We start from the raw sequence: 6,445 nt of genomic DNA, 5'->3' as shown, positions 1-6,445 counted from the left end.
GGGGTCCGCAGCGTTCGAGGAGCCCGATGCGGTCGCGTCGAGCGAGGCGGACCCCCACCTGTCCTCCCCCTCCGAGGGGGAGGGACGCGATCTGAACGCGCTCGCTGGGTTCGACTTACCTGAGTTCATAACACGCTCTAGCTGAAGAGCGCCCACAGCGCGATGATGGCGCCGACGACGCCGACGATCATCCCGGCCTCGGGTGCTCCTTTCCAGCGCCGCGCCTTGCCGACGAGGTACATCGCCATGCCGAGGGCGCCGAGCAGGAACGCGAAGGCGAACGCCCCGTCGCCGGAGACGAGGAAGAGGAGCGAGAACACGATGAGCACGCCCGGCACGAGGAGCGGGTGCTGCCAGCCGGGGCGCGGGGGAGGGGCGGATTGCGTAGTCATAGCTCGACTCGGTTGGTTCACACGGTCACGACTTCAGGGCCTTCAGTTCGGAGATCACCTCGCCGATGGAGTCCTTCGCATCGCCGAAGAGCATCTGCGTGCTGTCGCCGTAGAACAGCGCGTTCTCGACGCCGGCGTAGCCCGGGCGCATCGACCGCTTGAGCACAATCACGTTCTGCGCCTTGTCCACGTTGAGGATCGGCATCCCGTAGATCGGCGAACTCTGATCGGTGCGGGCCGCCGGGTTCACCACGTCGTTCGCTCCGACGACGAGCGCGACGTCAGCCGTCTCGAAGTCGGCATTGACGTCGTCCATGTCGAAGAGTTGGTCGTAGGGCACGTTTGCCTCGGCGAGCAGGACGTTCATGTGGCCCGGCATCCGGCCGGCGACGGGGTGGATGGCGTACTTCACCTCGACGCCCTCGCTCTGGAGGAGGTCGGCCATCTCGCGGACCTGGTGCTGCGCCTGCGCCACAGCGAGGCCGTAGCCGGGGACGATGATGACCTTCTGCGCGTAGCTCATCAGGATCGCCGCGTCGTCGGGCGTCGTCTCGCGGACGGTCAGGCCTTCGGTGGACATCGCGGGACCGGCCCCGGCAGCGCCGTCGCCCCCGCCGAAGCCGCCGAGGAGGACGTTCGCGAGCGAGCGGTTCATCGCGTCGCACATGATCCGCGTGAGGATGAGCCCGCTCGCGCCGACGAGCGCGCCGCTGATGATGAGCGCGTAGTTGCCGAGCACGAAGCCCGCCGCGCTCGCCGCGAGCCCGGAGTACGAGTTGAGGAGCGCGACGACGACCGGCATGTCCGCCCCACCGATGGGGACGACGAGCAGGACGCCGAGCACGAGCGCGAGTGCGCCGAGGATCACGAGCCCCCACACGACCGGCTCTTCGACGAGCGGGAAGTCGGCCGCGCCGAGCACGATCCACGCCGTCGCGGCGATCACGCCGAGACCGACGGCGAACGAGATCACGCGGAGGCCGGGGAACGAGATCGGGTTGCCGCTGACGCGGCCGCTCAGCTTGCCGAAGGCGACGAAGCTGCCCGAGAACGTCACCGCACCGATCAGCACGGAGAGCGCGATCGTGAGCGCCGACACGCCGGAGATCGGGGCCACCATCACCTCGGCGGGCATCACCTGCGCCGCCGCGAGCCCCAGCGGCTCGACCTCGGCGAAGCGCGCCACCTCGGCCGCCGCCACGAGCGCCGACGCCGCCCCGCCGAACCCGTTGAACGCCGCCACCAGCTCCGGCATCCCCGTCATCTCGACCTTCTTCGCCAGCCACACCCCGATCGCCCCGCCGATCACGAGCCCACCGATCATCTCGATCGGGCTTAGGATCGATTCGAGGAAGAGCGTCGCCACGACGGCGAGGAGCATCCCGACGGCCGCGAGTTGGTTGCCTGCGCGCGCCGTCGCGGGCGACGAGAGCCGCTTGAGCCCGATGATGAAGAGCGAGGCCGCGACGAGGTAAGCGAGCGTGATGAGCGTTTCTTTCATCGGAGATCAGGGATCGGGGTAGAGACGCGACATGCCTTGTTGATACGGGAGGACGCCGCGCAGGGGCGGCCGTGGACGATCACACCTTCACCGCTTCGTGCGGCGCGCCGTTCGCGGAGACGGCCTGCTTGTTCGCCTTCAGCTTCTTCCGGTCTTTCTTTTTAAACATCTGCAGCATCCGGTCGGTCACGAGGAAGCCGCCGACGACGTTGATCGTCGCCATCACGAGCGCGGCGAACCCGATCCACTTCGCCCACGGCGTCCCGACCATCCCGGCGACGACGAGCGCGCCGACGATCGTGATGCCGCTGATGGCATTCGAGCCGGACATGAGTGGGGTGTGCAGCGTCGCCGGCACCTTCGAGATGACCTCCATCCCGACGAAGGCGGCGAGCACGAAGACGACGATGAGGGCAATATCCATTTCAGTCGGGATCGAGAGTGCGATGAGGCGAGGGTAGAGACGCAGCATGCTGCGTCTGTACGGGGAAAGCAGGCCGGGCGAGTCAGGCGGAGGGCGTCAGCAGGCCACGCACGCGTTCGTGCACGACGTCACCACCGTGGGTGACGCAGGCTCCCTGGATGATCTCGTCCTCGAAGTTGAGCACGAACGCACCGTCTTCGGTGAAATCGGTGACGAGCGCGGTGAGGGTGCGGGCGTACATCTGGCTCGCGTGCAGCGGCATCGTCGCCGGAAGGTTCGTCGGGCCGAGGATCTGCACGCCGTTTCGGACGACGCGCTCGTTGGGCTTCGTGAGCGCGCAGTTGCCGCCGTTGGCCGCCGCGAGGTCGATGATGACGGCGCCGGAGTTCATCCCTTCGACGCCAGCTTCGGTGATGAGGACCGGCGCGGCGCGGCCGGGGATCAGCGCCGTCGAGATCACAACGTCAGCTTTGGCGACGTGCCGCGCGAGGAGTTCGATCTGCTGCGCCTGTTGGTCGGCGTTGAGCGCCTTCGCGTAACCGCGCTTGTCCTCGGCATCGCTCGTGTCGAGTTCGAGTTCGACGAACTTCGCGCCAACGCTCTCGACCTGCTCGCGGGCGGCGGGACGTACGTCGTACGCGCTTGTGACCGCGCCGAGTCGCCGCGCCGTGGCGAGCGCTTGCAGTCCGGCGACGCCCGCGCCGAGCACGAGGACTTGGGCGGGGCGTATCGTCCCGGCGGCCGTCGTGAGGAGCGGGAAGAACTTGGGCAGCGTGTCGGCAGCGAGCAAGACGGCTTTGTAGCCCGAAACCGTGCTCATCGCCGAGAGCGCGTCCATCTTCTGCGCCCGCGTAATGCGCGGCACCATCTCCATCGAGAGCGCCGTCACCCCCTGCGCCGCGAGCGCCGACGCGAGGTCCGGCCGGTCGAGCGGCTGCAGGAACCCGATCACGACGGCCCCCGAGCGGAGCTTGCTCAACTCCGCCTCCGGCGGCTGCACCGTGGCGACGAGGTCCGCGCCGAGCGCTTCGTCCCGCCCGACGAGCCGGGCCCCGCTCGCTTCGTACTCGGCATCGGGGAAGTACGCTCGCTCCCCCGCTCCCCGCTCGACAGCGACATCGTACCCGGCCTTCTTCAGCCGGCCGGCCATGTCGGGGGTGATCGCCACCCGGTCCTCGCCCGGAGCGGTTTCCTGCGGAATGCCGATGACAGCCATAGCTCGGATTGGTTGGTGGGCCTGTGCATAGATACGATGCAGCCACCAATCCTGCAACGGGCGGATAACGGCCCGACCTCCACATGAGTAGGGGCGACGTATGCGCCGCCCCTACCCCGCTACTCCATCCCTCCTCAGCCGTGTTTGTGCTCGAACGCCTGCATGAACTGCACGAGCGCTTCGACCGACTCCGGCTCGCACGCGTTGTAGATCGACGCGCGGATGCCACCGACGGTGCGGTAACCCTTCAGCGCGACGAGTCCTTCTTTCTTCGCCTCCTCGACGAAGACCGGCTCCAGGTTCTCGTCGGCGAGCCGGAAGGTGACGTTCATCTTCGAGCGCGAGTCCTCGCGCGCCGTGCCCCGGTAAAAATCCGTCGCGTCGATCGCGCCGTAGAGCCTCGCCGCTTTCGCGTCGTTCCGCTGCTCCATCGCGTCGAGCCCGCCGAGGTCCTTGAGCCAGCGGAGCACCTTCTCGACCATGTACACGGCGAAGGCGGGCGGCGTGTTGAACATCTTCGCCGCGTGCGTGCCGTAGTCGAGCATCGTCGGCAGACCACTGTGGCGCTGCTGGAGGAAGTCGTCTTTGATGAGGACGACGGTAACGCCGGCGGGGCCGATGTTCTTCTGCGCGCCTGCGTAGATCAGCCCGTAGCGGTCGAGCGTCATCGGGCGGCTGAGGAAGTCGGACGAAGCGTCGCACACGAGCGGCACATCCACGTCCGGCTCGTCGGCGAACTGCGTGCCGTAGATCGTGTTGTTCGACGTGTAGTGGAGGTAGGCCGCCTCGGGATCGAGGTCCCAATCTGCGCGCTTCGGGATGTACGTAAACTGCGCGTCTTCGCTGGACGCGGCGCTGCGCCCCTTCGCATTGCGGGTGCCGCCGACGATGACGGCCTCTTTGAGCGCCTTCTTCGCCCACGACCCGGTGACGAGGTAGTCCGCCACGCCGCCGTCGGGGAGGAAGTTGAGCGGGACCTGGTGGAACTGCATCGACGCGCCGCCCTGGAGGAAGAGGATGTGCCAATCGTCGCCGAGGCCGAGGAGGTCGCGGAGGTGCTGCTTCGCGTCCTCGTCCACCTTCGTGTAGGCCGCCGAGCGGTGGCTGACCTCCATGATCGACGAGCCGAGATCGCCGAAGACCGGCAACTCGGCCCGGACCTCCTCCATCACGGCGAGCGGGAGGGTGCCGGGGCCGGCGGAGAAGTTGTGGAGCCGCTTGGCGGCGGCATCGGGGGTGGACGCGAGATCGGCGGGCTGCATCATGGCGGGCGGGGCGGAAAGGTCTGCGGAGAGGGGAAGCCGAAATATACACAGCCGCCCGTCACTCCTATTCGCCGCCCCCTCGCGTCCCTCAGCCGAGGCGGCGCTCCATGCGCACGCGCGGCTCGCCGGGGCCAAAGTACGCGGCCTCCTCCGCAACCGCGACGAACCCGGCTCCCCGGTAGAGGTGAACCGCCCCGGCGTTCTGAGGATGCACGGTGAGCCACACCACCTCCGTCCCCGCCGCATCGAGACGGTCGAGCAGCGCACCGAGCAGGCCCGTGGCGAGGCCCTGTCCTCGGCAGCTCGGGTGCGTGGCCATCGAGAGGATGCAGGCTTCGCCGTCGCATGCCGATGGAGCGGAGAGAGCGTAGCCCGCCACCGGCCGCGCCTCGGTCTCTGCGACGAGAAAGGTCGGCCCCCACAGGTCGAGCGCCTGACGGAAGAAGAACGGCGGGTAGGCCTCGTGCCCGAACACGTCCCGGTCGAGCGCGGCGAGCACCGGCAGGTCGTTCGCCGTCGCCTCGCGGTACGTCCCGAATCCCCGCGCTTTCCGCTCGTCCGTCACGATCGCGGCTCCGGCCCGACGCGCTTGAGGAAATGCACGAGCCGGAACGTCTCCTCGAACCCGAGCGCCTCGTGCGCCCGCAGGCTCCCCTCGTTGTCGAGTTCCACGTCGCTGCCGAGTTCAGTCAGCCCGCGCTCGACGGTCCAGCGCTCGGCCGCCGCCATCAGCCGCTGCCCCACACCCTGCCCGCGCAGTTCGGGCGCGACGTACCACCCCTCGACGTAGCCGACCCGATCCGACGTCGCCCCGTCCACCCGAGCCCGGACCGACACTTCGATAAACCCGCCCAGCGTCGGTCCGCCGGGGTCCACGACGAACACGGCTACGTCGTCTGGCTGGCGGTGATACAGTTCGATCTCAAGGGCGTGCATCTCGTCGGCGCAGTCGGGCCAGAGCGCGCGGCGCATCTGGAGCCACGCGGCGTGGTCGTCGGGCCGGACCAGTCGGATCGTCATGGGCAGCGGGGTCCCGCGCCCGCCGTCGCCCCCAGCGAGGGACGGCAGGTAGCGGGAGCGTTTAGTTGACCGCGATGTTGAACACCCCGCCCGTCACGCGGATGAGCGGGTCGCCTTGGCTGAAGCCGGGCGCGTTGAATCGGAACGTCCCCACGATCCGGCTGGACGTGTACGACGTCAGCCGCACCTCCCCCACCTCTTCGCCGCCGGGGAGACCGACCGTGACCGTCACGTCCTCGCCGACGCGGTACTGCGCCCGGTTGCCCGGCACGCCGAGGGGCAGCGTAGTGGCGCCCTCGCTTTCGGGCTGCAAGCTGAAGAGGAATCCGCCGGCGCCGCTCCCGCAGGAGAAGCCGAGCGTGCCGCTCGGATCCGCGCTCGCACTCGCCGTGGCCGCGCTGAACCGCACGCCGTCGACGAAGGCCGAGCAGGTGCTCGCCGCAACGGGCGGACTCGGCATGGACGGGATCGGGGGGCCGTCGTCGCCGAGGTCGCTGCGGTCACACGCGCCGAGCGCGAGGGCAAGCGTGACGAGAAGGACAGAGCGGAGCAGAACGATGGGCATAGGGTCACCGCCGACCGGGCGGAATTAGACAGAGGGAGCAGAATGCGCCCAACATAACGCGC

Annotated in this window: 8 protein-coding genes; all 8 read right to left on the bottom strand. The window is 68.7% G+C overall.

The window, feature by feature from the left end:
- Positions 1 to 137: 137 nt before the first annotated feature.
- Positions 138 to 392: a hypothetical protein gene (locus ABJF88_08190; GenBank protein MEP0546896.1), complete on the bottom strand. Its 255-nt coding sequence runs from the start codon at positions 390 to 392 to the stop codon at positions 138 to 140.
- 25 nt (positions 393 to 417) lie between these two features.
- A complete protein-coding gene (locus ABJF88_08185) occupies positions 418 to 1,893 on the bottom strand; it encodes an NAD(P)(+) transhydrogenase (Re/Si-specific) subunit beta (GenBank protein MEP0546895.1) in 1,476 nt (491 codons plus the stop codon).
- A 79-nt stretch (positions 1,894 to 1,972) separates the two neighbouring features.
- Positions 1,973 to 2,317, bottom strand: coding sequence for an NAD(P) transhydrogenase subunit alpha (locus ABJF88_08180; GenBank protein ID MEP0546894.1), 345 nt, complete (start codon positions 2,315 to 2,317; stop codon positions 1,973 to 1,975).
- An 82-nt stretch (positions 2,318 to 2,399) separates the two neighbouring features.
- Complete coding sequence (locus tag ABJF88_08175; protein ID MEP0546893.1) at positions 2,400 to 3,533, bottom strand: Re/Si-specific NAD(P)(+) transhydrogenase subunit alpha; 1,134 nt, start codon at positions 3,531 to 3,533, stop codon at positions 2,400 to 2,402.
- Positions 3,534 to 3,667: 134 nt separating this feature from the next.
- Entirely contained in the window at positions 3,668 to 4,798 is a 1,131-nt protein-coding gene (serC, locus tag ABJF88_08170; GenBank protein MEP0546892.1) for a 3-phosphoserine/phosphohydroxythreonine transaminase, read from the bottom strand.
- A gap of 88 nt (positions 4,799 to 4,886) precedes the next feature.
- Positions 4,887 to 5,363: an N-acetyltransferase gene (locus tag ABJF88_08165; GenBank protein ID MEP0546891.1), complete on the bottom strand. Its 477-nt coding sequence runs from the start codon at positions 5,361 to 5,363 to the stop codon at positions 4,887 to 4,889.
- The gene (locus ABJF88_08160; protein ID MEP0546890.1) at positions 5,360 to 5,818 is read right to left on the bottom strand and encodes a GNAT family N-acetyltransferase; all 459 of its coding nucleotides are present in this window, start codon (positions 5,816 to 5,818) and stop codon (positions 5,360 to 5,362) included. Before ABJF88_08160 ends, ABJF88_08165 begins: the two co-directional genes overlap by 4 nt.
- A 61-nt stretch (positions 5,819 to 5,879) precedes the next feature.
- Positions 5,880 to 6,383, bottom strand: coding sequence for a DUF6252 family protein (locus ABJF88_08155; GenBank protein ID MEP0546889.1), 504 nt, complete (start codon positions 6,381 to 6,383; stop codon positions 5,880 to 5,882).
- Positions 6,384 to 6,445: the final 62 nt, after the last annotated feature.

It is taken from the genome of Rhodothermales bacterium (assembly GCA_039944855.1).
In the GTDB taxonomy this organism is placed as follows: domain Bacteria; phylum Bacteroidota; class Rhodothermia; order Rhodothermales; family JANQRZ01; genus JBBSMX01.
The sequence above is the reverse complement of the archived record's forward strand: the minus strand, read 5'-3'. Positions and strand labels throughout refer to the sequence as shown.